This window comes from Methylomonas rapida, assembly GCF_024360925.2.
Lineage (GTDB): Bacteria > Pseudomonadota > Gammaproteobacteria > Methylococcales > Methylomonadaceae > Methylomonas > Methylomonas rapida.
This window is the reverse complement of sequence record NZ_CP113517.1, coordinates 2,140,050-2,167,035: the sequence shown is the minus strand read 5'-3', so window position 1 is coordinate 2,167,035 and position 26,986 is coordinate 2,140,050. Positions and strand designations below refer to the sequence as shown.

At 52.8% G+C, this 26,986-nt stretch carries 27 protein-coding genes; 16 read left to right on the top strand and 11 right to left on the bottom strand.

All coding sequences use genetic code 11. The features are described from left to right. Positions 1-245: 245 nt before the first annotated feature. Entirely contained in the window at positions 246-764 is a 519-nt protein-coding gene (locus NM686_RS10140) for a DnaJ domain-containing protein (RefSeq protein WP_255187759.1), read from the bottom strand. Between the two features lie 75 nt (positions 765-839). On the opposite strand from NM686_RS10140, the gene mobB reads away from it, so the two are divergent. Beyond that, positions 840-1,361 carry a molybdopterin-guanine dinucleotide biosynthesis protein B gene (gene mobB / locus NM686_RS10135; protein ID WP_255187758.1) on the top strand — a complete coding sequence of 174 codons (522 nt, stop codon included), beginning with the start codon at positions 840-842 and terminating at the stop codon, positions 1,359-1,361. Beyond that, on the top strand, positions 1,358-2,602 hold the full coding sequence (moeA, locus tag NM686_RS10130) for a molybdopterin molybdotransferase MoeA (RefSeq protein ID WP_255187757.1): 1,245 nt from the start codon (positions 1,358-1,360) through the stop codon (positions 2,600-2,602). Before mobB ends, moeA begins: the two co-directional genes overlap by 4 nt. Before the next feature lie 18 nt (positions 2,603-2,620). Here the strand turns inward: moeA and NM686_RS10125 are convergent, their stop codons facing one another. The 5 genes from NM686_RS10125 to NM686_RS10105 form a co-directional block, all read right to left on the bottom strand. After that, a complete protein-coding gene (locus NM686_RS10125; protein WP_269022833.1) occupies positions 2,621-4,027 on the bottom strand; it encodes a DcaP family trimeric outer membrane transporter in 1,407 nt (468 codons plus the stop codon). 9 nt (positions 4,028-4,036) lie between these two features. Beyond that, positions 4,037-4,474: a cytochrome c gene (locus tag NM686_RS10120; RefSeq protein ID WP_255187755.1), complete on the bottom strand. Its 438-nt coding sequence runs from the start codon at positions 4,472-4,474 to the stop codon at positions 4,037-4,039. 430 nt (positions 4,475-4,904) lie between these two features. Beyond that, positions 4,905-5,627 (bottom strand): DUF3581 domain-containing protein, encoded by a 723-nt coding sequence (locus tag NM686_RS10115; RefSeq protein ID WP_255187754.1) that lies wholly within the window; start codon positions 5,625-5,627, stop codon positions 4,905-4,907. Between the two features lie 10 nt (positions 5,628-5,637). Then, the gene (locus NM686_RS10110; RefSeq protein WP_255187753.1) at positions 5,638-5,961 is read right to left on the bottom strand and encodes a rhodanese-like domain-containing protein; all 324 of its coding nucleotides are present in this window, start codon (positions 5,959-5,961) and stop codon (positions 5,638-5,640) included. Then, a complete protein-coding gene (locus NM686_RS10105) occupies positions 5,952-7,115 on the bottom strand; it encodes a pyridoxal phosphate-dependent aminotransferase (RefSeq protein ID WP_255187752.1) in 1,164 nt (387 codons plus the stop codon). The genes NM686_RS10110 and NM686_RS10105 overlap by 10 nt, the downstream gene beginning before the upstream one ends. A gap of 111 nt (positions 7,116-7,226) precedes the next feature. Between NM686_RS10105 and dksA the strand changes: the two genes are divergently transcribed. Both dksA and gluQRS read left to right on the top strand, forming a co-directional pair. Then, the gene (dksA, locus tag NM686_RS10100; RefSeq protein ID WP_255187751.1) at positions 7,227-7,649 is read left to right on the top strand and encodes an RNA polymerase-binding protein DksA; all 423 of its coding nucleotides are present in this window, start codon (positions 7,227-7,229) and stop codon (positions 7,647-7,649) included. Then, a complete protein-coding gene (gluQRS, locus tag NM686_RS10095; RefSeq protein ID WP_255187750.1) occupies positions 7,646-8,554 on the top strand; it encodes a tRNA glutamyl-Q(34) synthetase GluQRS in 909 nt (302 codons plus the stop codon). The genes dksA and gluQRS overlap by 4 nt, the downstream gene beginning before the upstream one ends. A 14-nt stretch (positions 8,555-8,568) precedes the next feature. On the opposite strand, the gene NM686_RS10090 is transcribed toward gluQRS, so the two are convergent. After that, positions 8,569-9,297 carry an EAL domain-containing protein gene (locus NM686_RS10090; RefSeq protein WP_269022830.1) on the bottom strand — a complete coding sequence of 243 codons (729 nt, stop codon included), beginning with the start codon at positions 9,295-9,297 and terminating at the stop codon, positions 8,569-8,571. Positions 9,298-9,695: 398 nt separating this feature from the next. Here NM686_RS10090 and acs point away from each other — a divergent pair, with 398 nt between their 5' ends. Both acs and NM686_RS10080 read left to right on the top strand, forming a co-directional pair. Next, the gene (gene acs, locus NM686_RS10085) at positions 9,696-11,633 is read left to right on the top strand and encodes an acetate--CoA ligase (RefSeq protein ID WP_255187748.1); all 1,938 of its coding nucleotides are present in this window, start codon (positions 9,696-9,698) and stop codon (positions 11,631-11,633) included. 4 nt (positions 11,634-11,637) lie between these two features. Beyond that, a complete protein-coding gene (locus NM686_RS10080) occupies positions 11,638-12,528 on the top strand; it encodes a DMT family transporter (protein WP_255187747.1) in 891 nt (296 codons plus the stop codon). On the opposite strand, the gene NM686_RS10075 is transcribed toward NM686_RS10080, so the two are convergent. Next, on the bottom strand, positions 12,515-13,012 hold the full coding sequence (locus tag NM686_RS10075) for an RrF2 family transcriptional regulator (protein WP_255187746.1): 498 nt from the start codon (positions 13,010-13,012) through the stop codon (positions 12,515-12,517). The two genes, NM686_RS10080 and NM686_RS10075, sit on opposite strands and share 14 nt — an antisense overlap. A gap of 383 nt (positions 13,013-13,395) precedes the next feature. Here NM686_RS10075 and NM686_RS10070 point away from each other — a divergent pair, with 383 nt between their 5' ends. Genes NM686_RS10070 through NM686_RS10060 form a run of 3 tightly spaced genes read left to right on the top strand, consistent with a single transcriptional unit; the run spans position 13,396 to position 15,835 of the window. Next, positions 13,396-13,734, top strand: a complete 339-nt coding sequence (locus NM686_RS10070) for a hypothetical protein (protein WP_255187745.1) — start codon at positions 13,396-13,398, stop codon at positions 13,732-13,734. Continuing rightward, positions 13,727-14,329 carry a c-type cytochrome gene (locus tag NM686_RS10065; protein WP_255187744.1) on the top strand — a complete coding sequence of 201 codons (603 nt, stop codon included), beginning with the start codon at positions 13,727-13,729 and terminating at the stop codon, positions 14,327-14,329. Before NM686_RS10070 ends, NM686_RS10065 begins: the two co-directional genes overlap by 8 nt. After that, a complete protein-coding gene (locus NM686_RS10060) occupies positions 14,330-15,835 on the top strand; it encodes a cbb3-type cytochrome c oxidase subunit I (RefSeq protein ID WP_255187743.1) in 1,506 nt (501 codons plus the stop codon). Positions 15,836-15,899: 64 nt separating this feature from the next. Here the strand turns inward: NM686_RS10060 and NM686_RS10055 are convergent, their stop codons facing one another. After that, positions 15,900-16,886, bottom strand: coding sequence for an integron integrase (locus NM686_RS10055; RefSeq protein WP_255187742.1), 987 nt, complete (start codon positions 16,884-16,886; stop codon positions 15,900-15,902). 492 nt (positions 16,887-17,378) lie between these two features. Here NM686_RS10055 and NM686_RS10050 point away from each other — a divergent pair, with 492 nt between their 5' ends. The 7 genes from NM686_RS10050 (at position 17,379) to NM686_RS10020 (ending at position 25,300) form a co-directional block, all read left to right on the top strand. Next, positions 17,379-19,724 (top strand): M23 family metallopeptidase, encoded by a 2,346-nt coding sequence (locus NM686_RS10050; protein WP_269022825.1) that lies wholly within the window; start codon positions 17,379-17,381, stop codon positions 19,722-19,724. A gap of 224 nt (positions 19,725-19,948) precedes the next feature. Then, entirely contained in the window at positions 19,949-20,809 is an 861-nt protein-coding gene (locus NM686_RS10045) for a transposase (RefSeq protein ID WP_255187739.1), read from the top strand. A gap of 39 nt (positions 20,810-20,848) precedes the next feature. Next, positions 20,849-21,397, top strand: coding sequence for a hypothetical protein (locus NM686_RS10040; RefSeq protein WP_255187738.1), 549 nt, complete (start codon positions 20,849-20,851; stop codon positions 21,395-21,397). A 159-nt stretch (positions 21,398-21,556) separates the two neighbouring features. Further along, on the top strand, positions 21,557-22,030 hold the full coding sequence (locus NM686_RS10035; RefSeq protein ID WP_255187737.1) for a hypothetical protein: 474 nt from the start codon (positions 21,557-21,559) through the stop codon (positions 22,028-22,030). Positions 22,031-22,216: 186 nt separating this feature from the next. Next, positions 22,217-23,014: a DODA-type extradiol aromatic ring-opening family dioxygenase gene (locus NM686_RS10030; protein WP_255187736.1), complete on the top strand. Its 798-nt coding sequence runs from the start codon at positions 22,217-22,219 to the stop codon at positions 23,012-23,014. A gap of 152 nt (positions 23,015-23,166) precedes the next feature. Next, positions 23,167-24,672: a B12-binding domain-containing radical SAM protein gene (locus NM686_RS10025; RefSeq protein WP_255187735.1), complete on the top strand. Its 1,506-nt coding sequence runs from the start codon at positions 23,167-23,169 to the stop codon at positions 24,670-24,672. A gap of 55 nt (positions 24,673-24,727) precedes the next feature. Continuing rightward, positions 24,728-25,300, top strand: a complete 573-nt coding sequence (locus NM686_RS10020) for a chorismate--pyruvate lyase family protein (protein WP_255187734.1) — start codon at positions 24,728-24,730, stop codon at positions 25,298-25,300. Here the strand turns inward: NM686_RS10020 and NM686_RS10015 are convergent. After that, positions 25,289-25,939 carry a zf-TFIIB domain-containing protein gene (locus tag NM686_RS10015; protein WP_255187733.1) on the bottom strand — a complete coding sequence of 217 codons (651 nt, stop codon included), beginning with the start codon at positions 25,937-25,939 and terminating at the stop codon, positions 25,289-25,291. The genes NM686_RS10020 and NM686_RS10015 overlap by 12 nt on opposite strands. Before the next feature lie 2 nt (positions 25,940-25,941). Then, complete coding sequence (locus tag NM686_RS10010) at positions 25,942-26,952, bottom strand: SPFH domain-containing protein (RefSeq protein WP_255187732.1); 1,011 nt, start codon at positions 26,950-26,952, stop codon at positions 25,942-25,944. Between the last annotated feature and the right edge of the window lie 34 nt (positions 26,953-26,986).

Genomic DNA, 26,986 nt, shown 5'->3' with positions numbered 1-26,986 from the left:
GCATTGCGTGCCTTTTTGACAACAAAACCGTTGCCAGGATCGCGGATTTAGCATACCGCCTTTTTTCGTCGAGTGCCAGTATAACTTTAAAACAATTTTGTTATCAATTGATTTTATTAGTAAATTTTAAGACAAAACCATATAAAATCGACGCCAAAACCCCGTTGCCCACTCACAACAACCACAAGACAAATATTTGTTTTATTTGATAAAAACAGTTGCAGAGTCAAAAATCGCCGGCTTCGCTACCCGTTCAACAGCGTTTTTTTGGCCAAATTGATTTGCGCCGCCAAATAATCGGAGCCGCCGCGATCAGGGTGCAGTTTGGAAATGAGTTTTCGATGCGCCTGGATGATGTCTTCCTCGCTGGCTCCGGGCTTGAGTCCCAGCACCTCCAGGGCTTCGGCCTTGCTCATCCTGCCGCTTCGTTGCCTGGGGGGGGATTGTTGATCATGCTGTTGCCGCTGACCATGCCATTGTTGCTTTCCACTGACATATAACATCCACAAGCGTTGCAGTTGCGGCGCATAATGCAAGATCACAGGGATTAGGCGCACGATGAACGCGATCGCCACACCCAGCGCGGCAAGCAGTACATTGAGCTTGCCAGTCGTCGCCAACGCCAACAACACGGTTATGGCGATGATCCAGCCATTTTTCTTCAGCCGACGGCGTATTTCCTCGGGCGGCGTTTTCCGAAACCAGCGGATGGCTAGATAAACCAACACCACCGGCACCATCAGTAACAGAATGCGTATCACCATTTCCCCCGCAAAGCCCTAACAACATCGGTCATAATACCTTAGAATGTCTGACCATTCCCATCATGCAAACCGCCCATGCATTCGCCACACATTCTCGGCTTTGCCGCGCGCAGCGGTACCGGCAAAACTACCTTACTGGCGCGCTTGATACCGATTTTGAAACATCGCGGCTTGAAAATCGGCGTCATTAAGCACAGCCACCACGATTTTGAAATCGACCATCCCGGCAAGGATAGCCATACACTCAGAGCAGCCGGCGCGTCACCGGTCATGATCGTTTCACCGCACCGCCGCGCCTTGATCACCGAGTTTCATCCTCCACGTGAGCTGGATTTACAGGCGCAGCTCGCTGATTTTCCTCAGGATGACCTAGATTTGATTCTGGTGGAAGGTTTTCGCCATGAACGTTTCGCCAAGATCGAACTGCACCGCCCCAGTTTGGGCAAACCACCACTCTATCCCGAAGACGACAGCATCATTGCCATCGCCAGCGACAGGCAGCTGGATAGTACGGATTGCCTGCCGCGCCTGGATTTGAACGATCCTGACGCCATCGCGGACTTTATTTTCCAACATTTTTTCGAGCCAAACCCGTGACCGACATTTGTTACCCTAAAAGCGCCAAGCTGCTGTCCGTGGATGACGCGCGCCAGCGTATTCGCCAAGCGATCAGCGGAATCGATGACCATCAACGCATCGACCTCGGCCAAGCACTGGGGCGCATATTGGCAAAATCCGTGACGTCGCCAATCGACATTCCGCCGCAACGTAACGCAGCCATGGATGGTTATGCCTTTTCCAGCGCGGATATCGCTGAAAACACGGCCTTTACGTTGAAAATGGTCGGCACGTCCTGGGCCGGAAAGCCGTTTGAAGGTACGGCGGGTCGCAAACAATGCGTGCGGATTTTCACTGGCGCCGTAGTGCCGGATTTTGCCGATAGCGTGATTGCACAAGAACAAGTGTACGTCGTGGATCATGACATCACCTTCCCTAGCGACACCAGACCAGGAAAAAACATCCGGGCCGCTGGTAGCGATGTCAGAAAACACGAGACTTTGCTGGATGCGGGCAAAAAATTGAGACCCAATGATTTGGGCTTGCTGGCCGCGGCGGGCGTCGACTCGATAGAAGTGTACCGCCAATTGAAAATCGGTTTTTTTTCCACCGGCGACGAATTGACCCCAATAGGCACGCCCCTGCAAGCAGGCCAGATTTACGACAGCAATCGTTATCTACTGGCGGGCTTGCTGAACGACTCTGCCTACGCGGTTACCGATTTGGGCGTGATTCGAGACGATCGTTTACAACTGGAAGAAACGCTGGCCGATGCGGCGAAAAATTTCGACATGCTGCTTTCAACCGGGGGCGCTTCGGTTGGCGAAGCGGATTTTGTCAACCAGGCCCTGGAAAAATACGGCGAGGTCAATTTCTGGAAACTTGCCGTCAAACCCGGCAAACCTCTGACTTTTGGCAAAATCGGCAATTGCTGGTTTTTTGGCTTACCCGGCAATCCGGTGGCCGTGCTGGTTACTTTCGCACAATTCGTCAAGCCCGCCCTGGATCAGCTGGCTGGCGCGCCGGCCCATGCAACCATTCAACTGCTGGCGCGCTGCGAGAGCGCATTACGCAAATCACCGGGCCGGCAGGAGTATCAACGCGGCATTCTCAGGCAAACCTCAGCGGGTGAATTCAGCGTAAAAGCGGCAGGCCCACAGGATTCGCACCAGCTCAAAGTCGCGAGCCTCGCCAATTGCTTTATCGTGCTGGACAAGGATTGCGCCGGCGTGGACGAAGGACAAATGGTCATCGTCGAGCCTTTTGACACCCGGATTTGAACGAAGCACAAGACGCGATCAAAAGTTGAAACGGGTGGAGAACTGCACCCGTTGCAACTCGCCGCTTTGCCCATTGGTCAACTCGCGGTTGGCATAAATATATTCGAGTCCTATCGTCGTTTGCATGATCGGATTCCATAACAAATTCGCATGAATCGACTGGGCTTCCTGATTGGCCAGCGCCGCAAAGCCCGGTTGATCGGCGCGGGTAAATCCGAGCGCCAGCGTCGAGCGCCAGGACTTGTCCCACCAATGCTGATAGGCCAGCAAGCCACTGTAGCTAACCAGCGGCTCCAATTCGCCCGCGGCGGTGATGACGCCATCTTCAAAAAAGTCGTTGGCGGCATAGCGTCCCAATACATTACCGTAACTCAGCATGAAACGCAGATTGTCCGCGTCGAAGGTGTCGATCTTGCCGGCCACGCTCACGGCTCCGCCCCAAACCGATTGCTCTGTTTGAGTAAGTGCCGGGGTAAACTTGAGCTGTCGACCGAGAGCCGCCAAGGAAACATTGCCCCAGCGCGGATAAAAATTCAGCCGCGCCACCCCATCCGGGTAATGGCTATTGCTGACGCTGCGCATGTTTTGAGTGGCGGCATCCCACACCCGGCTGCGCGGCGCTTCCGCCGCTAGTTGCCAATCCATGGCCAGCCCCGCGAGCGAAAACGGTTGCGTCCAGCGGAGCAAGGGTTGGCGTAACAACAACACCGAGCCGACGGAATTGCCGTTGTCCAGGGTATCGGCAATCGCTTGACTGTTCAAAAAGGTGGTCCAGGTTTGCCCGGCCAGCAAATTACCCAACGAACCATAGGCATGACGCAGCCTGGGCGTATAATTGGTGGTGCCTGCGTCGCCATAAAAATCCAGCTCCAGGTAGGTATTGATATTACCCCATTGCGTCGGCGTGAACGACTTGAACCAGAACCGGCTTTCCTTGGCATGCAAGCTGATTTGATCGTCGTCGCCCCTGGGTACCGGTCCGACAGGAATTTGAGCGATTTCCAAACGCTGATTGCCGAATTTATTCTCGCCCATGCCGACATTGCTAAACAAGGTATCCAGCTTGACAAACCCCCCGATGCCGATCGACGTGTCGGTGCCGGGGAATTTGATGGTGTCCTTGACATCGCCGGCCGTCACTAGCGGCTTGCCCTCCGTGGCTTGCACGTCTTTGGCGGCCGCGAGGGTCGGGCTTGGCGCGACCGGAGACACTGATTGAGCTTGGGCTTGCGAATGATGCGTCTGTTGGAGTTTTTGCTCCAACTCATCGATGCGCGCGTTGGATTGCGCCACTTGCTCTTTCAAAGCCTTGACTTGCGTAACCAGTTCCTTGACCAGCGCGCGCATATCATCTTCAGCGAAGGCATTCGATGCGAGCAGCCCATAAAAGAAAACCACCCAAGCCGGTAAACGCCTATTCATCATTAGCCTCAATCAAAACTTTCTGAACAGCACATGGCAGGCTTGGCAGGTATTCCTCATGTCACGCAGCGTGCTCGACATCGCGTTAAAACTATTGTTCTCGGCTTGCTGCTGCAAGTCATTGGCATGCTGGCCTAGTTGATTCGCCAAGGCACGAAAAGACACCTGTTCGTCGTCACTCAATCCCAGGCCCGGAAGCTTGTTCTGCAAACTCGCCGCGGTCGTCGCCAGGATTTTTGCGGCATTGACGATCTGCCCCGCATAGCGGCTGCGCTCCCGGTCCATTTCCTCCTCGGTCATGAAACGCTCCATCATCAGACCGTTCATTCTGGCCATCAGACTGCGCAGTTCTTGATCTTGCACGGCATGCAAGGCAGGTTGGCCCGAATCGACGGTGGAACAGGCATTGAGCAAAGCAGCAACGGCAACGAGGTAAGCGAGTCTTTTCATCGGATTTTCCTGAGGTTCAATGAAAGGCGTCGTAAAACTAAAAACAGCGCTAACTATTGACGCCCTTTAAGCCATGGCTAAAGCTGTTGCACGCCGGGATGAGGTTCTGGAGTGAAAATGCTTCAGCTTTTTCAGGTTAGGGCATGCTCATAAACGACTTCCCGGAATTTGGCTTGCTCCGAATCACAAGATTGTTGCCCCTTCTGTGAAAAGAGAATGTCGTAAAGGTAATACGATCCCTTCTCCAATACCCCCCTCACCCCTGCCCTCTCCCGCAGGGAGAGGTCGCTTTTGCGACATCCTTCAACGGGATAGAAAACCAAAACCGCTGCCGGCGCAAGCACGAATAATCCCGGTTTCAGCATGACGCTGGAGCTTACCCAGCCGATAAAAACTACGCTACCAGGACCTACGATCGTTCGAATACGGGTCAAGCATCGGCCAGATTAGCCAGATAACTGTGTTTACGCGCCAAATAACCGTCCACAAAGGCCTGCATGGGTTCGGCTTCGTATTCGCGCAAACCGCTGACCGCCAGCTTCTTGAAACCCGAACCGACCACCTCATCACCCGATCTGATTTGAAAATGCAGATAAGCGGTGGCGCGTTTGCCGTTGACCTCCATCGTTGGTTCCAGCATTTCCAGGCGCGGTTGCCGAATTTCGATCTGGCGCATGTTCAAGGTCATGCTTTCGTAAATCACCAACGGTCGGTCGATATTGAACATGACATTTTCCTTCTCCAATAACGGCACCAGCACATAAGGAAAGTTTTGTCCGGAAAACGCCACATAATCGCGAATCAAGGTTTCCAACATCGCGCGGTCGTGATTGATCCTGCCGGAACGTTGTATCTGCAAATAGGTTTTGCCTTGATGGTCGGTCACATCGATTTGATCGGCATCGGTATCCGGGAAATTCAACAACACCCCATCGCCCACCATGCCGGAAAAAATGAAGTGCATGTTTTCGCTGAGGCCATATTTCTCCAGCACCAATGAAAACAACAAATCGCCCGGCACGCAGAAACGCTTGGCGTCGGCATCATGCAATGGATTGAAATCATGGGCGATTTCCTTGGCAAAGGTGCTGGCCTGGTGAGCCGGAATACGAATGCTATTGTCGTGAGTCTCGTAAAATTGTTTTAAAAACATATATTGATTATTAGTAGCGAGGAATTGATGGATCGCAGGTTAAAGACCAGGCGTCTATTCCGCCCTTTAAGTTATACAGCCGATTGAAACCGTATTGTTCCAAAAACAAGCACGCTTGCTGACTGCGCATGCCATGATGGCAGAGCACCACGATATCCAGGTCCTTCTCCAACTCTTCCGCGCGTTCCGGCAATTGGCGTAGAGGGATGTGCAAGCTGCCTTCGATGTGGGCAAAGGCATATTCGTTGGGCTCACGCACATCCAAAAGCATCAGTTTATCGCCATCTTGCAGGCGTTGTTGAATTTGTTGCGAGGTGCATTGTGTTATCGGCATAGGAATCGTTCCAATCTTTCTAAAGCGGCGGCCATTCTATCGACAGACGCGGTATATGCAAAACGGATGTGTTGATCAGCCAAATGCTGGCCAAAATCCCGCCCCGGCGTCACGGCCACGCCTTCTTGCTCCAATAGTGAACGCGCGAATTCAAAACTGTTGTCGGTAAACGCGCTGCAATCGGCGTAAATATAAAAAGCGCCCTCTGGCTTACAAGCGATTTTGAATCCCAGTTTCAGTAGATTTTCATACAAAAAGTCCCGACGCGTTTTGAATTCAAGCCGGCGTCGCTCCAATTCAGCCTTGTTCTCGGGGGTGAACGAGGCCAGCGCCGCATGTTGCGAGTGCGTCGGCGTGGAAATGAAAATATTTTGCGCCAGTTTTTCGGCGGCTTCGACGAAACCATCCGGCACCACCAGCCAGCCGATACGCCAGCCGGTCATGCCGAAATATTTGGAAAAGCTGTTGATGACGAACACATCGTCGCTGAATTGCAAAGCGCTGGCGGCAGACTGGTCGTAAACCAAACCGTGATAAATCTCGTCGGAGTAAAAACAGCCGCCCAGATCGTTTACCGTATCGATGGCGCGCTGCAACTCGCCTTCGCCTAGCAAGGTGCCGGTGGGATTGGACGGTGACGCCACCAGTACGCCTTTGCTGGCCTGATGCCAGTGCCTGGCGATCAAATCCGCCGTCAGTTGATAGCCGGTAGTGGCATCGACATCGACGAAATGAGTTTTGCCGTTGAACAAGCGCACGAAATTATCATTACACGGATAACAAGGATCGGACATCATCACCTGCTCGCCAGGATTCAGGCTGATGCCGAAAGCCAGCAAAAACGCTCCCGATGCGCCAGGGGTAATGAATACGCGCCGGGCATCCAGTTTGACACCGTATTGCTGTTGGTAATAGTCGGCGATGCAGGAACGAAGTTCCGGCAAACCGGCTGCAGCCGTGTATTTGACTTCACCGGTCTGTAGTAAGGCCCTACCTGCATCGATCACGCCTTGCGGCGTCGGGAAATCGGGCTCGCCAATTTCCATGTGGATGATGTCCCGGCCCAGGCGCTCCAATTCCTTGGCGCGCTGAAGTAACTCCATGACATAAAAGGCGGAAATGCCCTGCATGCGCTCTGCGACTTGCTGTTTCATAATGTCCGTTGTGTAGGGTAAAAGCGCGGGCATCATAACAAACTTCTTGCTTGTACCCGACCATTCTGATAAAAAGCCCCGATTTTTTTACTGTCAGTCAGGAGTCAATGGATGAATAGTTCCACGTCAGAATTTACCTTCAAACCTTATGAAGAAAAGGAAGGTGAAGAATACATGAACGAGGCCCAGTTGCAGCATTTCACCAATATCCTGAACAACTGGAAAGCCGAGTTGATGGAAGAGGTGGATCGCACCGTGCACCACATGCAGGATGATGCCGCCAACTTCCCCGATCCGAACGATAGAGCCACCCAGGAATCCGAGTTCAGCCTGGAACTGCGTACCCGCGATCGTGAGCGCAAATTGATCAAGAAGATCGAAGAAGCCTTGAAAAACATCGAAAACGGCGATTACGGCTATTGCGAAACCTGCGGCGTCGAAATCGGCATCCGTCGATTGGAAGCCCGTCCAACCGCCACCTTGTGCATCGATTGCAAAACCCTGGATGAAATCCGCGAAAAACAAATGGGTTGATCCTGCCTAATAACCATTCTGTTTACATCGGCCGGTTCGCACCCTCGCCCACCGGCCCGCTTCATCTCGGCTCGCTTTACACCGCCCTGGCCAGTTATCTGGATGCCCGCGCACATGGTGGTTTATGGCGTCTGCGCATCGACGATCTGGATACGCCACGTAACGTCAAAGGCGCCGATGATGCTATTTTGCGCTGCCTGGAACGCTTTGACTTGCATTGGGATGGCGAAGTGTATTATCAAAGCCGGCAGCTGGACCATTACGATGAAGTCCTGTCTCAATTACGCCAACAACATTGGCTCTACGCCTGTCATTGCAGCCGCAAAACCCTGGGAACCGCCACGGTGTATCCTGGAGTTTGCCGGGAGGCCGGCTACCCGTTCGACGATTCGTCGGCCTGGCGTCTGAAAACCCAGGATATATTCATCGAATTCGACGATGCCTTGCAGGGCCTGGTCAGGCAGAATCTGGCTCGCGATCAGGGCGATTTCATCGTTCGCCGACGCGACCAAATCATCGCCTATCAATTTGCCGTCGTGGTCGACGATGAGCAGCAAGGGGTCAATCATGTCGTACGCGGCGCCGATTTATTGGACTCCACCCCCAAGCAAATCTATCAGCAAGGTTTATTGGCTTATCCGCAACCGCATTACCTGCATCTGCCGCTGATCGTCGACGAGCACGGCAACAAACTCAGCAAACAAACGCTGGCCGCGCCGGTCGATGATGCGCATCCGGGCGCAACCGTTTATACATTGCTGGTCATGCTGAAGCAAAACCCGCCGTCATTTTTACAAAACGCCCCGATACCGGAGCAATTGGCTTGGGCCGTCGCGCATTGGCAACCGCAAAATCTCGGCAGGATACGTGCGATTGAATCGCCCCGGTCAGGACTCCCGGGATAGGCACGCAGGCGAAATTATTGCCATTTATCTCTATCGGACATGCGCCGAAAACGTAGTTGATCCCAAATCTGTGCGGGAACCTCCGGCAACGACTCGAAACCAGGCTTGGCAAACCAGTAACCTTGAAACAGCGTCACCCCTTGATCCGCCAGCGTCAGACATTCCGCGCGGCTTTCGATACCTTCCGCAATCACCTTGATCGACAGTTCACGGCACGCCGCCAAAATTGCAAACACCAAGGAGCGCCTGACGCGATCTTGATCGATATTACGGGTCATCGCCATGTCCAGCTTCAATACATCGGGATGAAGATCGGCAAGCATGTTCAAGCCGGCATAGCCGGCTCCGAAATCGTCGATGGCCGTAATGAACCGGTGTTGTTTGTATTCCAGAAAAATATTTTTCAAATGGTCGTCTTTGACTTCTTCGGTTTCAGTCACCTCGAACTGAATCCTTTCGAGCGGAAAATTCCTTTCGGCCGCCGCTTCCAAGGTGGCTCGAATACAGGTTTCCGGATTGTAAACGGCATTGGGCAGGAAATTGATGCTCAACACGCCCTGTAAATCCAGTTTTTGCGCGAAGTCGATTGCCTTGACCCGTATGGATTGATCAAATCGGTATCTGTTTTGGTCATTGAGTTGTGACAATATCGTCATGGCGCCTTCGTTATTCAACCCTCTGACCAAGGCCTCGTAGCCATAAACGGAATGGTCGCTGATATCCACAATCGGTTGAAACGCCATCGAAAAATCGATGCCGAGCTTGTCCAAGTTTCTACATTCACTACAGCCTAAGGGTTTAAAAGTCTTTTCTGAGTTCATACTCTAACCATGAGTTTCTTGTGGCGCGACGGGATCGCAAAGGCACTTATTTTGCGGTGATTCGTCGATTCCTGCACTATCTGTCTGTATTGGCTTGCTGAATCAGCTTAATTCAGCCCTTGCACCCCCCCGCCCAACAGACGCAATAGAAAAAGCCATTTTCTGGATTGACGACCTATAATACCGACCCATTGCGGACTTGGATTGCCGAGATCGTCGGGACGCCTCGGCTCGAGCCGAAACCCGAGGATTTGGAACAGGAGATGCAGTTGATCCGCCATGACTCTTAATAAAACCGGAAGCCGGCCCAAGGAATCACCATGTCAGAGCACCACATTTATCCCGTCAAACCGGACATAGCCCGTCACGCGCATATTAACGCCGAAAATTACCAAAAACTCTATCGGCAATCGATAGCAGACCCCGAAGGTTTTTGGGCGGAACAAGCCGAAGTTTTTCTGCACTGGCAGCAACCCTGGCAACAGGTGATGAGCTGCGACTTCAGCAAAGGCGATGTTCATTGGTTCCAGGGCGGCAAACTGAATGTCAGCTACAACTGCCTGGACAGACATCTGGAAACGCGCGGTGACCAGGTCGCGATCATCTGGGAAGGCGACAATCCAACCTACGACCGTACGATTACCTACCGCGAATTGCACCGCCAAGTCTGCAAGTTTGCCAATGTGCTGATATCGCAAGGCGTCAAAAAAGGCGACCGGGTTTGCATCTATCTACCCATGATTCTGGAAGCCGCGGTGGCGATTTTGGCCTGCGCCCGGATTGGCGCGATTCACTCCATCGTGTTCGGCGGTTTTTCCGCCGATGCCTTGCGCGACCGCATTCTCGATGCCGACTGCCATTTTTTGATCTGCGTGGACCAGAGTTATCGCGGTGGCAAAATCGTGCCGACCAAGGTCAACGTCGACAAGGCCGCCGCGCAATGCCCCAATTTGCATACCGTCATCGTCATCCGCCATCTCGCCAATGCAGTGCCATGGACAGAAGGCCGCGACGTCTGTTATCAAACCGCTATGCAATTGGCGACGGAAGATTGCCCACCGGTCTGGATGGACGCCGAGGACCCGTTGTTCATCCTGTATACCTCCGGCTCCACCGGCAAACCCAAGGGCGTAATGCACACGACCGGCGGTTATTTACTGTATGCGGCGATGACGCATAAATACATCTTCGATTACCACGACGGCGACATTTATTGGTGTACCGCCGACATCGGCTGGATCACGGGGCACTCCTACGTGCTGTATGGGCCGTTGTGCAACGGCGCCACGACCTTGATGTTCGAGGGCGTGCCGACCTACCCCGCCGCCGACCGGTTTTGGCAGGTGGTCGACAAACACCAGGTCAACATCTTTTACACCGCGCCGACCGCGATTCGCGCGCTGATGGCGCAAGGCGACGAATTTGTCAAACGCACCGACCGCAGTTCCTTGCGCATACTCGGCAGCGTCGGCGAACCTATCAATCCTGAAGCCTGGGAATGGTATTACCACGTGGTCGGCGATAGCCGTTGCCCCATCGTCGATACCTGGTGGCAAACCGAAACCGGCGGCATCATGATCACGCCCTTGCCGGGCGCCATCGACTTGAAACCCGGATCGGCCACCTTGCCGTTCTTCGGCGTGCAGCCGGCGATCGTCGACAACGACGGCCATCTGCTGGAAGGTGAAGCCGAAGGCATCCTGGTGCTGACCCATTGTTGGCCCGGTCAGGCTCGCACGGTTTATGGCGACCATGAGCGTTTCATCGACACTTATTTCAAGAAATTTCCGGGCTATTATTTTGCCGGCGACGGCGCCCGCCGCGATGCAGACGGCTATTACTGGATCACCGGCCGGGTCGACGACGTCATCAACGTTTCAGGCCACCGCCTCGGCACGGCGGAAATCGAAAGCGCATTGGTATTGCATCACGACGTGGCCGAAGCCGCCGTGGTCGGTTACCCGCATCCCATCAAGGGCCAGGGCATCTATGCTTATGTGACGCTGAACGTCGGCGTCGAGCCGACGGAACCCCTGAGAAAGGAACTCCTGGCGCTGGTCAAGGAAGAAATCAGCGCAATCGCGCTGCCCGACTTCATCCAATGGGCCCCCGGCCTGCCCAAGACCCGCTCAGGCAAAATCATGCGCCGCATCCTGCGCAAGATCGCCGCCAATGAGGTGCACGACCTGGGCGATACCTCGACGCTGGCCGATCCTGCCGTCGTCGATGATTTGTTGAGCCAACGCGCCAGACAATAAGCGCGTGCGCATTTTTCTGGCTTATCTTGCCGTCGTTGCGCTTTGGTCCACGACACCGCTGGCAATCAAATGGAGTTCGGTCGATGTCAGCTATGTGTTCGGCGTCACCGCCCGCATGTCGCTGGGTGCCGTCTGCTTGCTGCTAATGATGCTGGCCATGCGCCAGCCTTTGCGCCTGCATCGAAAAGCGCTTCTGACCTATCTTGCGGTGGCCTTGCAGCTTTATCTCAGCATGCTGGCCACCTATTGGGGGGCGCGCTTCATCCCATCCGGCTGGGTGTCGATCATATTCGGTTTGTGTCCCTTCATGACGGCCTTGCTGGCGGCCGTGTTTTTGCGCGAACGCAGTCTGGGTTGGGGTAAATTACTGTCCTATACCTTGGGCCTAGGCGGTTTGCTGGTGATGTTCGATTCGGCTTTGGAGATTAGCCAACAAGCGCTGCAAGGCGTAATAGCCATGTTGCTTGCCACCTTCCTGCATGCCGCCAGCGCGGTTTGGGTCAAACAAATACGCGCCGGCTTACCGGCTTTGACCCAAATCAGTGGCGGCATGCTGATCTCGTTACCGGCGTATTTGGCGACCTGGTATTGGCTGGATCATGGCGCATTGCCTGAAACCCTGTCCGTACAAACACAGTGGTCGATACTGTATCTGGGATTGATTGCGACACCGATAGGCTTTGCGCTGTATTACTTCGTGCTGGCCAATCTGGCCGCGACGACGGTCGCCTTGATTACATTGATTACGCCGGTGTTCTCGCTGGTGTTGGGTTACAGCGTCAACCAAGAACCCCTGACATTGAAAATTGCAGCAGGTGCCGGTTTCATCATTTCCGCTTTGGCCTTACATACCCTGCTCGACCGTCTCCAGCGCCAACCTCTCAATCAAAACTAACGGGCTTTTGCCTTGTTTCCTTGAGTTTTGCGCTTCGTGGCGGCGTGTTGGCGTTCGACACACTGTTTTCGGCAAGCCTGCCCGCCGGCAGCAAATCCGCCAATACCGCCCCATCCAACACCTGCAGGAAATGCTCAACCGCATCATTGAACAGTCCCGCCAAGCCACATTGCGCATGAATCGCGCATAAACCTTGTTTTTTCGGGTTGAAACATTCGGCAATCTGAAAATGACCTTCGATTTCTCTTACCACATGGCCGACATTGATCTGTTGGGCCGGTCTGGCCAGACAAATCCCGCCGCCCTTGCCGCGCACCGTGCGGACGAAGCCCTTGGTTCCCAGATGATGGACCACTTTGACCAGATGATTTTTAGAGACATGGAAAAACTCGGCCAACTCATTGATGGTGACCAGTTGCTGGGAGTGAACGGTTAAATACATCAACACGCGCAATGCGTAATCCGTATGAGCAGTCAGTTGCATGATTCCTTGATAAAAAAGTTGTATTTGAAATAAGTTTGATTAGGCTCTACACTTTGCCAAAAGTTGCATATCAGAGTCATGTTTTTAACCTATTAGAATTCCTTGAAAAACTGACCTTATGTTGTACATGCCAACCTCAAGTCTATGGATTTCAAACGGCTTGCGCCTTAGCGACAGCGGCCATTTTGAATTTTTAAAGCTGCTTAGGATTTGGTTGAAAATAATTTCCCGTACGCTCCCATGCTCCGCGTGGGAATGCAGCCTGAACCGCTCTGCGGTTCGAGACGCTAGAGCGTTCTTGAACAGGTTCCCACGCGGAGCATGGGAACCATTAGAGGAAGTTATTTCTGACGAAATCCTTATTACTTAATCGGTAAATTCTTATGTTGATCGAGCCTGTCGCATTATCCGACTTTTTTCTGAGTTTTTTCAGCGCGGCGATGATTATTTTTACCGCGGCCTTGTATGCGGCTCTGTTCGCCTGGGCCAAATTCAGCAAACGGCGCCCGGCTTATATCGGTGCCTGGCTTGCCTATGCGACCTTGCTGGGGTGCGTTGGCATATTCAGCGTCGTCAACCATTTCAGCGGTCACTGGCTGCTGCTGTCCTTCACGATGGCGGTCGGCTATGCCTTCATGCCGCACGTGATCTGGCATTTGTGCGTTGCCACCCATGGCGACGAAACCGAACATTCACATCAACCTGGAGGTCGTCATGACTGAGCAAGTCCCGCGCTGGGCGTCGGAAACATTCTGGAAAAAAACCGCGATCTGGGTCACCGGCGGATCGTTCGTGTTGCTGGTGATCTTGACCTTCGACTCGCTGGCGAAGATTTCCGCTGGCGGCCCCAGGGTGCCGGCCTTCAGCGTCATCAACAAAGACGTCAGTTACCGATTCGACAAGGAAAAACAACGCTATCAGCCGGTAATCGGCGACGAAGCGCCGCTGTTCGGCAAAACCCTGAGCGAAGAAGAAGCGGAAAAACTGGTCGACCTGGGCAAGAAAACCGTGCAGGCCAAGAACTGCATGAACTGCCATACCCTGCTCGGCAATGGCGCTTATTATGCGCCCGACTTGACCAAGGCCTGGCTGGACCAGGGCTGGATCGCCAAGGAGTCGCGCGAACAAATGATGGTCAATTTCCTGCTCGATCCCGAGAAAAACGCCCGCACCTTCGGTTCCAACCGCAAGATGCCGAATCTGGACATCACGCAACAGGAGGCCGAGGGCATCGTCGCCTTTTTGAAATGGATGGCATCCATCGACACCAACGGTTTTCCGCATAATTTCATCGCGCTGGGCGAAGAGGACAAATAAATGACGCTACAAGCCTATCAAGAAAAAGCCGCTGTCTGCTGGGCAGGTTGCAAGCAACGCCACGCCGACTTCATGGCCAATCCGCATTTGACCGGCGGCCAAAAGCTGGCGGTGCATTACTTCACCGTCGCCATGGTGCTGTTCATGGCGCAACTGCTGTTCGGCCTGCTGGCCGGCCTGCAATTCATCTTCCCGAGTTTTTTATACGAAATCCTGGATTTCAACGTCAACCGCATGGTGCACATCAATGCCATGGTGGTGTGGATGCTGTACGGCTTTTTAGGCTCGGTATACTGGTTTCTGGAAGACGAGAGCGGCGTCGAGATCGTCGGCCTGAAATGGGGGCAACTGGCGTTTTGGGTGCTGACCGGTGCGGTCGCGCTGGTCGTGCTGGTGTATTTGTTCATCCAGATCGGCGCCGGCAACGACACCTCGCTGTGGCTGATCAACGAGGGCCGCGAATACATCGAAGCCCCGCGCTGGGCCGACATCGGCATCGTCGCCGTGGTATTGACCTTCTTTTATAACGTCGCCGCCACCTTCGCCAAAGGCAAATGGTCCGGCATTGCCGGCGTGTTGACCCTGGATCTGGTGGCCCTGGCCGGCCTGTATCTGGCCGGCATGTTCTACGTCACCAATATTTCGGTCGATCAATACTGGTGGTGGTGGGTGATCCATCTATGGGTCGAAGCGACCTGGGAAGTGCTGGTTGGCTGCATCATGGCCTGGAGCCTGATGAAGCTGCTGGGCGTGCGCCGCCAGGTCGTGCAGACCTGGCTGTATATCGAGGTAGCGCTGATGTTCGGCTCCGGCATTCTTGGCCTGGGTCATCACTATTTCTGGATCGGCACGCCGGAATACTGGTTCAGCATCGGCGGCTTCTTCTCGGCGCTGGAACCGATTCCGCTGGTAGCAATGGTCGTGCATTCCATTTACGATTCCGGCGTGCATAAATTCAAAAACAGCAATCACCCCGCCCTGGCCTGGATCATCGCCCATACCTTCGGCAACTTCCTGGGTGCCGGTGTTTGGGGATTCATGCACACGCTGCCGCAAATCAACCTGTACACCCACGGCACGCAATGGTCGGCCTCGCACGGCCACCTGGCCTTCTTCGGCGCCTATGCGACCATCAACATCGCCTTCTTCTACCTGGCGGCCCAGCAAGCGCGAGGCAACGTCTGGATGGGCGGCGACTTGATCAACGGCTGGCGCTGGAAGGCGGCGGCGATTTTGCTAAATCTGGGCGTGTTGGGTATGACCGTGGCGCTATTGATCGCCGGTTACGAGCAATCGTTTATCGAACGCGCCGTCGAAGGCTCGACCTGGGCCGGTTACTTCGCCGCGCAAAACCACCCGTGGTTCATGCAAGCCATGGTCTGGCGCATGGTGTTCGGCTTGATGACCGCGGTTGGCGGTGGCCTGTTGTTCTGGGACTTGCTGGAAATCGGCAAGGGCGAACAGCGGCCCGCGGCGGTGATTGCCGGTGGAACGGTTGCGGAATAAGGCTGTTTGAAAGACTGGGTGCAATACGGCGAAAGTCTGTTGCACCCGATCGTCTGCCTGGATGCTATAGCGCCAGATCGTCCAACGGACTGACCACGCCCTGTCCACCCTGATTCAGTACGTGGGTGTAAATCATAGTGGTTTCCAAGTCGCTATGTCCCAACAAAGCCAGGATGGTGCGAATGTCGGTGCCACGTTGTAGCAAATGCGTGGCGAAACTATGGCGAAAGGTATGGGCGGACACCCGTTTGCTAATGCCGGCCTGCCGCACCGCCGCCCGTATCGCCTTATTGATCACCGATTGATCGAGATGATGGCGACGGGTCGCGCCGGACAATGGGTCCACCGACAGTGAACGAGCCGGAAACACATACTGCCACCCCCATTCCCATTCGGCATTGGGGTACTTTTTTGCCAATGCGAACGGTAAATACACGGCGCCGAAGCCGGCGGCCAAATCCTGCTGGTGAACAGCCTTGACCGTGTCCAGATGATTTTGTAGCAACGGGACCATGGTTGCCGCAAACGTCGTCACTCTATCCTTGTCGCCCTTGCCGGACCGCACGGTAATTTGCTTATAGCCAAAATCGACGTCCTGCACCCGAAGCCGAACGGCCTCGCTGATCCGCAATCCGCTGCCATACAACAACTTAACCACCAATTGCGCCGCGCCCTCCAATCGCGGCAATATCTGTTTGACTTCTTCCACGGACAACACCACCGGAATATGCCGGTGCGTATTGGAGCGGATAGCATCGATGCGTTTTTCCAGCGGCTGGCTCAATACCTGTTTATACAAAAATATCAGCGCATTCATCGCCTGATTCTGAGTGGAAGCCGCAACCTTGCGCTCGATAGCCAGATGACTCAAAAAAGCCTCGATTTTGCCCTCGCTTTCTTCGAACAGAGTCTGTCTATCTTGCATTCGATGAAACTTGATGAACTGCTTGATCCAGTCGCAGTAACTGCGCTCGGTGTGCAAGGAATAATGTTTGAGCCGCATGATGCGACGCACATCCTCCAGCAAGCTTGGCGATTTTGCGCTTGACATAAAATAACTACCTGATAAAGTCAGTGGCAATTTATAGTCCATTGCATTAATCGACAATATAAACAGAGCACCAGAACGATCAGAGCTCCATCAGAATAGTTTTTAACCCGTTGTTTATTTAGAATTATTGAGCCATCATTTTATAGCGACTTAGATATATTGACTATAAATGTGCAGGCCACTTTGCCTGAATTGTCAACCAATATCAAGTTATAGAGGCACTTGCAAAATACGGCTATCAATTAAAGCGGGACAAAGTATCGTCAGCAGGCTGAACGACGTCGAAGTCAGCCATTCGCTTCGGCTTCACCGCTCAGCGAACGTTTACGCCACCACTGTCCCGGCTAAAGTTGGAAGCCCAAAATACCGCTATTAGTAGTCGACTTATTTAAAAAAACCGCTAGATATAGTGGTTTTTGCAGAAAATTTCATAATTTTGCAAGCCCCTCAATAGTTAGATTTTTGTCAACAAAAACAATGTGGAGGTAAATTATGCGCATTTTAATGCGAGTCATATTTGGACTTTTGAGTCTGGTTTCGATCACCAATGCATCCGCTGCACCAATCAAAATAGATTTGAGCGCCACGACATCCAGTACACCAACGGCGGGAATCGCAGTCATGGATTTTATTGATGGCGATGGTGTTTCTGGGAGTTCGGTGGTTATACGAGAATTATCCGTCCTACCATCCATCATCGATGGCTCTGTGACCCAGGTTAACCAAGGAGAATATTTGTTTACCGACAATCAAGTCATATCATCATTATTCTTCGATTTGACTGACGTATACGCTGGGTTTAATTTCATCATTGACTCTTCCCTTGTAGATCCAGGTATCCAAGGCTTTCCAGACGCACTCACCCTGAGTATTCTTAACCTTAACGGCACGCCACTCTTCACGACAGCTGATCCTAGAGGCGCGGATTCATTATTAGTCCTCAGTGCGAATACCAAAGAAGTATACGCTCCATCAGGTTTCACTATCTCGCTGACATCGCCTAACTCAGTTCCAGAACCGAATACATTATTGCTGCTCATTATCGGCACTATCGGCTATTACGTCACGCGCCAAATGAGGCTCTTAATAGCGTTATTAGCTTTTCTAGGGTTAGCTTCAACGACTACCCAAGCAAACCCCACAGATGTGACTGCACAAGTTTCAATTGTTAGTGCCCCACTTGTTTATAATCGTACTACGCAAACCTTTGATGGGTTGGTTACCGTTCGAAATGTTGGTAGCTCTACCCTTCAGCCATCTGTGTTTCTTGTGGTCTCTGGTTTACCGAACAGTGTTTCGGTATATAACGCAACCAATTTTTCACCTGAAGGCAAACCGATGTTAAGTTTACCTGTCACCGCGTCGGGTCTTGCCCCAGGTCAAGCGATTAAAAATTTCGGCATCAAGTTCCGAAACCCTGGCAATCTTAGATTCACTCCATCGTTTAATTTGCTATCGGAAAACTCCGTGCCCAGAGCCAGCACCCTCATCTCATCAGATGGCGGCGAGGTCTCGCTATCGAACTACGCGTCAATCATCTTCCCGAAAGGAAGCTTTTCCACGACTCAACTGGTGGAGCTTTCTGTCACGAGATCTCCAGAAACAGCTAGTGATTTCGAAGTTAGTAAGGTAATGTTTGATGCGAGTGTGCGCACGAGTTACGAACTTCGGCTCAATTCAGGTACGGTTAGGCCACAAACTGACTTTGAAGCAGTGATTAATGTTCCTGCAGACTTTCTTGCCCAAGTGCCTGTTGGATCGGAAATCCAAGTCTTCGCACAAATTTTCCAGGATGGTGGTGATGAAGTGTTGGATCAGTTTGAACTATTCGATTCAACCTATTCTAGCGTTAATAATACTGTCACCGTAACTTTGCCACCCGAAGCTTTTACTAACCGGCGCAATACAAATCAGACTTACGAGGCCATTATTCTGCTTGCCACTACTCCGACAAAACCAACTATCGCACCAATAAACTTCCTTCAAAATCGAACTTTGACCATCGCTGTTGAAGAGCCGCAGCCATTACCGCCAGATGCTATTATCGAACCACCTAGTATCAGAGCCCTCACACGTCTATCCAAGGCTGCTGCTACAGCCTGCCAAGGCAGTAGCCTAAGCTCACCAATTGAAAATGGCGAGGTCACGTCACCTTATAACGGAAAAAACCATTACGGCACAGATTACCGCGCAGCGGATGGTACCTCGGTACGCTCAATGGCCGACGGCGTCATTGAAAAAATAGGTTTTGATGAACGACCATTGCAAGTACCGGATCCCCGGTCAGGCAAAATGGTAAAAGGATGGGGGCGATATGTAGTAGTAAAACATTCGGACGGTTCTCGTTCCCTCTACGCACATCTGCAAAAAAACAGTGTGCAAAAAAAGGTTAATGACACAATTACACAAGGCGACACTGTTGGATTATCTGATAACTCAGGCGGTTCCAGCGGACCTCATCTCCATGTGGAATATGCGCCCAATGGCAAAATTTATGACAAGAAGTCTAAAGTTGATCCTGAACCCTGTATCGACGAAAACGTAACGGGCAGCGTTACGGTAAACGACAATGGCTCGTTGGCGGACGATGCGTTTACTGTCGCCATAAATAGCTTAATAGTCTGCAAAACTGCAATTGGTGCCTCCAATACCTGTGCGGTCGGCAACTTACGTCCCGGCTCCGCGACTTTAGCGGTAACCGCCGTAATCGCGCCGGATAATGTTGGTACCTATGAAATTTCACTCGCCGACGGGCTGACATTTAGCAATGGCACAACATATCGGACTGGGACAATACCACAAGGCGGAACAGCTTCGTTCTCGATTACCATCCCGTAAAGATAACGCGGTAAGATGCGCTAAAACACCGCGGTCGATCGGCTCGGGGTGACGGGTTTTTGCCCGTCACCTCTGCCACACCACCGGTCATGCGGTTTCAGCATCCACCTCTGTTTGGGAAGACCTGAGGACAACGGGGTCACAGACAACGTTAAAGACAACGGGGTCATAAAGACAACGGGGTCAGGTCTTGCAATAACGCACAGCTCCTCTAGACTCAACCCATGGCAAGACCTTTACGACTCGAATTAGCTGGCGGTTTGTATCACGTGACCTCGCGGGGTAACGGCAGGCAGGATATTTACCTCGATGATGAAGACAGGCAAAACTGGCTTGATTTATTGGGCGAAACTTGCGTCCGATTTAACTGGATTTGTCACGCCTATTGCCTGATGACAAACCATTACCATATCGTCATCGAAACAGTCGAGGGTAATTTGTCTCACGGGATGCGACAACTCAACGGCGTTTATACGCAACGATTCAATCGTCGGCATGACCGAGTGGGCCATGTTTTTCAAGGGCGATATAAGGCGATTTTGGTCGACAAAGACAGCTATTTACTCGAATTATCCCGATATGTGGTTTTAAATCCCGTCAGAGCCGGAATGGTCAACGACGCCGCCGATTGGTATTGGAGCAACTATCTGGCAACAATAGGAAAAACGGTGCCTCCCGAATGGCTGCAGGTTAATGGACTGTTACGGCAATTCGGTTCTGATCGATGCAAAGCCACGCTACGTTATATCGACTTTGTCAGAGCCGGCGTGGGACTCGCTTCTGTTTGGAAAGACCTGCAAAATCAAATCTATTTGGGCGACGCTAATTTTGTCCGCACTATGCAGACGCAAATTTCGTCCACGACTGTCGACGATCAAGAAATACCCAAAAGTCAGCGGCGCCCCATAGCCAAACCTATAAATCACTACGTCGAAAATTACGCCAATGCAAAAGCAGGAATTATAGAAGCTTACAAAACCGGTGATTACACGATGCAGCAAATTGCCAACGCATTCGGCATCCATTATTCTACCGTTAGCCGAGTCATCAACCCCAGGCACAAATTGCAACATTGCAAGACCTGACCCTATGCCCCTTGTGCCCCTGAAGAAAGGAGTAGATCCATGAGCAACCCACTGGATGATTTCAACCGCCGTATGACCTATGGCGACTCACTTGGCCCCCCAAAAAATGCTGCGGAGTCGGCAGCCCAATCGTTTATTGATGCTCAAAAGCGTAACAGTTTACCGGTCGGGGGAGGCAGTATTGACTTCGGCGCAAAGACCTCGGCTGCCATGCTTGTTACAGGTATAGCCCTGTTTTACTTCGGAGTTTATTTAGTCGAAAACTTCCAGGAAGGACCAGCTATGATGGGAATCATTGCTTCCCTGATAGGTGGATTTATGACGCTGATTGGAGGGGGTGGTCTCGTTGTCGCGGGGATCAAGAATATCGGCAATGTCGCGAACCTTCTGGGGACGCAGAACTTGCTGTTCGCGGCGGCGGCCGGACTCACGGCATATTGGATTTCCCCGGCAATCTGGTCACTACTTTGGATGATAGGGTTATCAATGGTACCGGTGTGGCTAATCGCACTTATCGCCTCTTGCCTGCTGTTTACGATTATCCGGAGATTTTTCAGATTTTTCCAGACCATAGTTCAACGCAAATAACGTAAACATACTTACCAGCCATAAGATGATGAGGCGAATATGCCTTCACAACCCATCATTCCAGCGGGCCTCAAAAGCCGCGCTTTTGAGGCCCGCTGAATTTCAACGTCAGGCCGCCTGCATGTTAGGTGGAGCAAGCGTATCAAGAAAGGTAATGCCATGAATCACAGTAAATACCAAGCAAATGTATTGTCGATAGCCCTTCTCGCGGTCTCCGTTTCTTCGGCAACGCATGCTGCCGACCCGCAGCTTCCCCCCGAGGTTTACGGTAGATATGCGCCTGGTGGCGATTGCACGAAGCAGCCGCGCATCATCGTGGACAAGGCGGGCGTCCACCTCGACACAGCTGCCGGACAGCGCGCCTCGCTGCCGATTGCGGTAAGCTTCACAGCCATCGGCGGCATGAACTATGACGGCATCCAGATATGGGCGTGGATCAAGCATGGCGGCAAGAACCGTTATGGCGATGACAATGACCCTGTCATCCTGACGTTCAATGCCGGCGAGAAGCTCGGTGCTCTGAGCGCCGAACGCAGCGAGCCGGGCACTGAGCGCCCCGTAGCACTCGATGGACCGCTCACCAGCATCGTCCAGACAGCCAGCTTCCATCTGTGCAGTGCGGACGGAAGGTAGACCTCGCAGCCTGTAGAGTGTAATCACCAACGGATTGCACTGAATGTTTACCTTCTCGTACGCTATTGCCAATGCGACCTGCAAGTCCTGAAAGCCCCGCTTGGCTTAGCCTAAATTTAGCGTCGATCTGCCCCCTTTAACGAGTCCAGTTGCGCCGAACATCGACACCTTCATCAAGGAAAATCAATGAAAAAAACGGCTAAAGCTTTGTTTATTTCCCATGGTGGAGGCCCCTTGCCCTTGCTGGGAGATCCAGCACATCGGGAAATGGTTTCATGCCTGGCAAGTATGGCTGCGAGTATGCCAAAACCCGACGCGCTCGTGGTGGTTAGCGCGCACTGGGAAGAAAAAATTCCCACAATCACCTCCGGCCAGCGTCCTTCGTTGATCTACGACTACTATGGCTTCCCGGCTGAATCCTACCAAATTCAGTATCCATGCATCGGTAATCCATTCTTGGCGGCAGAAATACAAAGGCTGCTGGCCGATTCCGGGATTGAGGCCAGACTGGATGAATCAAGAGGATTTGATCACGGTGTTTTTGTGCCGCTGAAGATCATGTATCCAGAGGCAAATATCCCGTGTGTGCAGTTGTCATTGATCAACACGCTCGATCCCGCCCGGCATATAGCAATTGGCCGTGCCCTCGAAGAGCTGAGTCAACAGAACGTCCTGGTCATCGGCTCCGGCTTTTCGTTCCATAACATGAAGGCATTTTTTGCGCCTGAAGATGAAGAATCCAGGCGACTTAATCATTCATTTGAGGAGTGGTTGCTGAAAACATGTGCCAGCCGTGAATATCGGGAAACAGAAAGGACCGAGATGTTGCTTCACTGGGACGAGGCGCCTGGCGCACGCTTTTGTCATCCGCGAGAAGAGCATCTGCTGCCGCTGCACGTTTGTTACGGCGTGGCACAAGGCCCTAGCTCCGAACAGTTCCGGATCAACATCATGAACAAAGAATCAAGTTTTTATGTGTGGTGATTGGAACATCAACAAGGCGTTGCATGTGACGCCCAGCCTGCTTTTCGCTGCTAGGCAGAATGAGATTCGAGCCTCTTCGCGTATTCCGCCGCGCTAACATAGCCTGTAAAAGGCCAACGGTGCTATGCTGGCGGCTTTTTTAATCCATCAGCATGTCCCGCATCGTCCTCTGTACCCTCAACGCCCGTTACATCCACACGGCCTTTGGCCTACGTTACCTGTACGCCAATATGGGCGAATTGCAAGCGGAAACAATGCTGCTCGAATTCGGCATTCAGCAGCGGCCTGTCGATATGGCCGAGCAATTGTTGCAACAACAGCCGCGCATCATAGGTTTGGGGGTCTATATCTGGAACGTCGCCGAGATCACGGCGTTGGTCGGTATCTTGAAGCTGGTCGCGCCGGAAACCGTCATCGTGCTGGGTGGGCCGGAAGTCAGCCATCCGCCTGATTTGCCGGCCGTGGCGGACTTGGCCGATTTTATCGTCACCGGCCATGGCGAAATCAGTTTCCCCGAATTATGCCGGCAAATCCTGGCCGGCCAAACGCCAACCGAAAACATCATCCCCGGTAAAACGGCGGCGCTGACGGAACTGGCATCGCCCTACCCTTTTTACAGCGATAACGATATACGCCAACGCATCGTTTATGTCGAAGCCTCGCGCGGCTGCCCGTTCAAATGCGAGTTTTGTTTGTCGTCACTGGACGTCACCGCCAAGCCTTTTCCGTTGCAACGCTTCCTGGACGACATGGAGCAGCTTTATCAACGCGGCGCGCGTAATTTCAAGTTCATAGACCGCACCTTCAACTTGAAAACCGACACCAGCGTGGCGATTCTGGAGTTTTTCCTGAGCAAAATACCGGAGGATTTATACCTGCATTTCGAGGTGATCCCGGACAACCTCCCGGACAAATTGCAGCAAGCCATCGCCAAGTTTCCGCCCGGCTGTTTGCAATTCGAGATCGGCGTGCAAAGCTTCGACCCTGAAATCCAGCAGCGCATCAGCCGCCGTCAGGACAACGCCAAGACCAAGGCCAATCTGTCCTGGCTCAGACAACATTCGCATGCTCATATCCACGCAGACCTGATCGCCGGCCTTCCCGGCGACACACTGCATGGCTTTGGCCGCAGTTTCGACGAGTTGGTCGCGTTAAAGCCGCAGGAAATCCAGGTCGGCATATTGAAGCGCCTGCGCGGCGCGCCCATCAATCGTCATAACGAAAGCTACCAACTGCGCTACGATCCGAATCCTCCTTATGCGATCATCAAGAGCAGGGACATGAGCTTTGACGACCTGCAGCGCATCAACCGCTTCGCCCGTTTTTGGGATTTGATCGGCAATTCGAGCCGCTTCCATAACACGCTACCCATCATTCTGGCTGAACAACCTTTTGCACGGTTTATGAGCCTCAGCGATGCCTTATTTGCGATAGACGGCAGCACTTGGAAAATCGCGCTGAAGCGCTTGTTTGAATTGGTTTACCAAGCCATGACCGAAACGCTGGATGTGCCGCAAGACACGGCCAGTCGGGCTTTGGCGCTTGATTATTCCCTGAATGGGGAAAAAGGCCTGCCCGACTTTTTACGAGACAAACCACGGCAGACCAAACGCCTGAAGGCCAATCAGCGGCAACGGCAAGCGCAGCCGCTGAATTAATCCGGCATTGTTCGGTACAATGACGGCTTGATCCACGCAAAAACGACGACCACCTTTGTCCAACAACAGCTATCTATTCAGCCGTCCACCGCTCTGGAAAACCCAGCTACGCGGCCCCGATGCGCAACCGCCTATCGTGTTAAAACCCTGGCTGGCCGAGACTGGCTCATTGACCAAGCGTTTACGCAGAGTTTATGGCAATCGCCTGGCCGTCAGTCTGCTGTTCCATCACTGGAAACCGGCCTTTGCCGAGGAATGCAAGGTTCTGAATATACCGCATCACCGCTACCAGTTGATTCGCGAGGTGCTGTTGCATATGGGCGACACGCCCTTGGTGCTGGCACGCACGGTTCTGCCCGAGGCAACCATCCGCATCGCGCATCGCAATTTGTCGCATTTGGGCACGCGCCCCTTGGGCGAGGTGATTTTTGCTTATCCGGATCTCGAGTTACGTCAACGTTATTTCAGCCAAGCCGACCCGCAAATCTGGTCATTGCCAGTGCAAAACCAGTTTCAGTTGCCTTCCTGCACTTGGGGCCGGCGCACATTATACGCAATACACCAGCAACCCTTGTTGGTCAGCGAGTTTTTTCTGCCGACGATGTTGCAAGATCAGCTATTCGAATAGCCTAAAAATCAGGCCGGCGACAGTTTCCAGCAAATGACTGTCGCTCTCCGGCTGAGCATTGCTTTTCAGCAATGCCTCGATCTCGGCGGGGCCACGTGGTTTGCGTTGACGCTCGGTTTGTTTTTGTTGATGCAGGATTTGGCCGCCGGCTTTTTTCCATTCCAGCAAATGGGTGATTTCACCGCCATCCAGCCATACGCCATGTGCCTTGCATTGATCGACCACCACGCCGCTGCGATGGCCAAACGCAACCCGGTTCATCATGTTCAGGCAGACCGGACATTCCAGATATTTGACCGGCTTGTTCTTTTGATACCGATCCTGGTTGATGTTGCCGATCAGTTCCCGATTGATGACGAATACCGGCGATACCACGTTTTCCAGTAACGCTTCCACTTCGCCCGGATCGAAAAACAAGCCGAAACAAGACTCGCAACGCTCGATTTGCAGTGGTGGTTGCATATCCAACGCAATCGTTTGCAGATTTTTATTGCATTCAGGGCAGATACGAGATGATTGGCGGGTAATGATGTGGTAATCGTGTTTGCCCCGCAGATCGACATCATTACGCGTGCCGCAATAACGGCAATATTGGGTATTGGCCGGTAGCGGCGCCGAACAGCTATGACAACGCGCCATGGTTAAAATTTGGCCAGTAGTTCTTGCTTTTTGGCCGCGTATTCGGTTTCGGAGATCAGTTCCGCTTCATATAACTGCTTTAACTGCGTCAATTTCGCCGTAATATCTTCAAGGCCGGTATTTGCGGTTTGTACCTGCGCCGTCAAACCTTGCGCCATGTTTTGCCCCAAGGCCACGCCGGCGCCCAGGCCCATGCCGGCACCGGCCGCGCCGCTTTCATTCCGCGCCGCGTCGCGCATCGCGTCGAGCTGTTGCACCTTGGCATAATCCAAACCGACCGCTTGCGCCGCCTGGGCTTCCGCGGTCAGGTCGGCGATACGGTTGATTCTACGCGTGGTGTCCTCGTCGAAATCGGTACCTTCGATGCGGAAATCACTGATACTGAAGCCGAGTTTACGGAAGGCAATCGCCAGCTTGATGGCAATGCCGCGCGAGATTTCGTCGCGATTGGCGTCGATGTCGGCATAGCTGTAGCCACACTCGGCCAAATAATCGCTGATGGGTTCGATGATCCGCGCCGAGATGATCTTGCGAAACGCCTCGATGCCGACGCGATTATGGCTACCGACAATGGTGACGAAAAACGCATTGGCATCGGCGATCTGATAACTGTAGTTGCCGTAGGCCTTCAAACCGATGGGGAAATGGTATTTCGGGTCCTGATATTTTATGACCGACGTGGTGCCCCATTTTTGATCGAGTATCTTGGTCTTGCGAAAAAAATAAATCCCGACCTTATGTTCGCTCTCGAAAAACTGCATGAATTTTTTGATCGTGGTCCAGAACGGGATATTGTCGGTTTCCAGGTTGACCAGGCATTGTTCCTCGATAATCGCCTTGACCTGACCTTGGTAGACAAAAATGCAACCTTGCCCCGGCCCGACGATCAGTTTGGAGGCGTTTTTGATCTCGTCGCCGTTTTCGGTCCATTGCTCCAACAATGCATCAGGGTCAGGATTTTGCCATTCGATAACCGAACGTAATTGCCGCTTGATGCCATCGATAAATGCCATGTGTAACCTCAATAATGTCTGGTGAACCCGAACG